The following is a 2,791-nucleotide window of genomic DNA, read 5'->3' on the forward strand; positions in this document are numbered from 1 at the left end:
CGGACTGCCCGGACGGGTGGCGGAAATGATTGCGCCGCGCGCCGCCTTCAGTCCCAGCGCCTCGGCAATATCGGATGTGACGGGGCCGAAGGTGGCGCCGACATAGGGCCGCTGGAAGCGCGTTTCGCCGTCTTCGGCCGCCTTCAGGAACACTTTCACCATGTTGGCGGGAATGGCGAAGCCGACGCCATTCGAGCCGCCGCCGGAGGAGAAGATGGCGGTGTTGATGCCGATCAGCTCGCCCTTCATGTTGAGTAGCGCGCCGCCGGAATTGCCGGGGTTGATCGCCGCGTCCGTCTGCAGGAAGAAGCCGAATTCGCCGTCATTGACGGCATTGCGCGCGCGGCCGGAGATGATGCCGCTGGTCACCGTCTGGCCGACGGCGAAGGGATTGCCGATGGCAAGCGAGATATCGCCGACCTCGACATTGTCCGAATTGCCGATCGGCACGGTGGGAAAATCCTCGTCCGCCTCGATCTTCAGCACCGCAAGGTCGTAACGGTCGTCCTTCAACAGCACCGTACAGGGAAATTCGCGGCCGTCGGCAAGGGCGACGCGCACGTCATCGGCCCCTGCGATCACATGATTATTGGTGATCACCATGCCGTCGCCGGTCACGATCACGCCGGAGCCCAACGACGTCTGCCGCTCGGATCGCCCCGGCATCTGATCGCCGAAGAACCGACCGAAAAACGGATCGGAGAACAAGGGCGACATCCGCCGCTGCACCATGCGCTCGGCATAGACGTTGACGACGGCGGGCGCCGTCTCCTTCACCAGCGGCGCGTAGGAGAGCATCACGTCTGCTTGCGCCGCGGGCACCTGCCGCTCCTGCGCGAACACCTGATTGCCGGAAAGCGCCAGCGCAATCGAAAGCGTGCCGGCCACGGCAAGGCGCCTTGACCTGATCCGCGACCGCTGCGAGGCGGGGCGAATTCCGGTGTCTGAGATCATCGGCTCGTTCATCACATCCATTGGCATTCAGAATTCCTTCATGTGTCACGACATAGCCTTGCCGGCGCTATAGAGATGTTACGCCGGGCGGAGAATCAAGGCTAGAAAGCCTCTTTGGCCAAAGCATGATTTCGCCGCAATTGCTGCCGCGTATTAATACCGGCCGGAAATCAGTGATGAGGAGATCAGAATGAACCGAAAATCCTATCTCGCATTCGGCGGCCTGCCCGCCGCCATGGCGCTTGCGCTCACGCTTTCGCTTTCCGCCCCCTTCGGCGGCAACGAGGCAAAGGCCGCCAGCTTCGATTGCTCGGCCTCCGGCCTCAACGCCAACGAGAAGACCATCTGCGACAACCGTCAGCTCAATGATGACGACGTGAAGATGGCGACGATGTACACCATGCTGAAGGGCCTCTTCGCGATGGGCGTCTCCGGCAACATGGCCGACGACCAGAAGGCCTGGCTCAAAACCCGCGAAGCCTGCGGAACCGACGTCTCCTGCATCGAAAAGGCCTATGAAGTGCGCATTGGCCAGTTGCAGAAGCTTTACGACGGGATCGACAAGCCGCTTTGATGTCAACGCATCGGGCGCTCATGGCGAGCCGCCTGATGCGCATTCCCCTTTCCCGCGTCAGCCTGGCAAAAAGAGTTGCCTGTGCCCGTCGCGCCTGCGGCCGGATTTTCGCCGGTTTTTCCAGACATCAACGAGACGGAGCATTCGCGTTAAAATTGCAGCGAGAATGCCCCCCCTGTGCGACTTTTCGCATTGTGAACAGGAGAAACCAGATGAAGAATTTCAAGCGATATGGCCGTTCGTCGGCCCTTCTTGCGGCGGGACTGGCGGTGGCGAGCATCGCCACCATCGCCGCAACAACCGGCACTTCGGCACAGGCCGCCAGCTTCGACTGCAAGCTGAAAGACCACCTGACGCCAAACCAGGCAACCGTCTGCCTGACCCCCAAGCTCAACCTTATGGATAGCGAGCTCGAACTGCTCTACAAGCACACCATCAAGGACAAGCCGCCGGTCTTCGTCAACGCCCAGAAGATCGCGCAGGAGGTCTGGCTCAAGGAAAGAGAGGCCTGCGGCATCGACAAGGCCTGTCTCGAAAAGGCCTATCAAAGCCGCATCAACGCCCTGAAGAAATTCAACTAAGCGTGTGAAAGGCTGCGGCCTCGACGCGCCTGATTGACAAAAAGCGCGGACCAAACGGCCCGCGCCTTCTGCATTCTTAAGACCACTTCCTCGCCTATTCCGGCAGGATCCTGACCGCGCCCTTGTCGGCGCTGGCGGCAAACGCGGCATAGGCCTTGAGCGCGGTGGTCACCTTGCGGCGGCGCGGTTGTTCCGGCTTCCAGCCCTTTTCGTCCTGCGCCGTGCGCCGGGCTTCGAGCTCGGAGGGCGAGATGCGCAGATTGATGGTGCGGCCGGGAATGTCGATATCGATCATGTCGCCGTCGCGCACGAGGCCGATGGCGCCGCCATTGGCCGCTTCCGGCGAGGCGTGGCCGATGGAAAGACCGGATGTGCCGCCCGAAAAGCGGCCATCGGTGATCAGCGCACAATCCTTGCCGAGACCCTTCGACTTCAGATAGCTGGTCGGATACAGCATTTCCTGCATGCCCGGCCCGCCCTTCGGCCCTTCATAACGGATGACGACGACGTCGCCGGCCTTCACCTCGTTGGAGAGAATGCCCTTCACCGCTGCGTCCTGGCTTTCGAAGACGACCGCGGGGCCCGAGAATTTCAGGATGCTCTCGTCGACGCCGGCCGTCTTCACGATGCAGCCGTTGAGCGCGATATTGCCCTTCAGGACGGCCAGCCCGCCATCCTTGGA

The 2,791-nt window shown here is 61.8% G+C and carries 3 protein-coding genes and 1 pseudogene; 2 read left to right on the top strand and 2 right to left on the bottom strand.

The features are described from left to right. On the bottom strand, nt 1-981 hold a 981-nt coding region (locus AC5DC2_RS22405), incomplete at its 3' end, for a trypsin-like peptidase domain-containing protein (RefSeq protein ID WP_491700085.1). Nucleotides 982-1,144: 163 nt separating this feature from the next. On the opposite strand from AC5DC2_RS22405, the gene AC5DC2_RS22410 reads away from it, so the two are divergent. Continuing rightward, nucleotides 1,145-1,528 carry a lysozyme inhibitor LprI family protein gene (locus AC5DC2_RS22410; RefSeq protein WP_491700086.1) on the top strand — a complete coding sequence of 128 codons (384 nt, stop codon included), beginning with the start codon at nt 1,145-1,147 and terminating at the stop codon, nt 1,526-1,528. A gap of 212 nt (nt 1,529-1,740) precedes the next feature. After that, nucleotides 1,741-2,109: a lysozyme inhibitor LprI family protein gene (locus AC5DC2_RS22415; protein ID WP_491700087.1), complete on the top strand. Its 369-nt coding sequence runs from the start codon at nt 1,741-1,743 to the stop codon at nt 2,107-2,109. A gap of 94 nt (nt 2,110-2,203) precedes the next feature. Here AC5DC2_RS22415 and AC5DC2_RS22420 read toward each other — a convergent pair. Beyond that, nucleotides 2,204-2,791: pseudogene (locus AC5DC2_RS22420) on the bottom strand (dihydroxy-acid dehydratase); the annotation flags it as partial.

The organism is Martelella sp. (assembly GCF_984369615.1).

Excerpts from the sequence above, each read along its gene's own strand:
- AC5DC2_RS22415 (WP_491700087.1), top strand. The coding sequence starts at position 1,741 with ATGAAGAATTTCAAGCGATATGGCCGTTCGTCGGCCCTTCTTGCGGCG.
- AC5DC2_RS22410 (WP_491700086.1), top strand. The coding sequence starts at position 1,145 with ATGAACCGAAAATCCTATCTCGCATTCGGCGGCCTGCCCGCCGCCATG.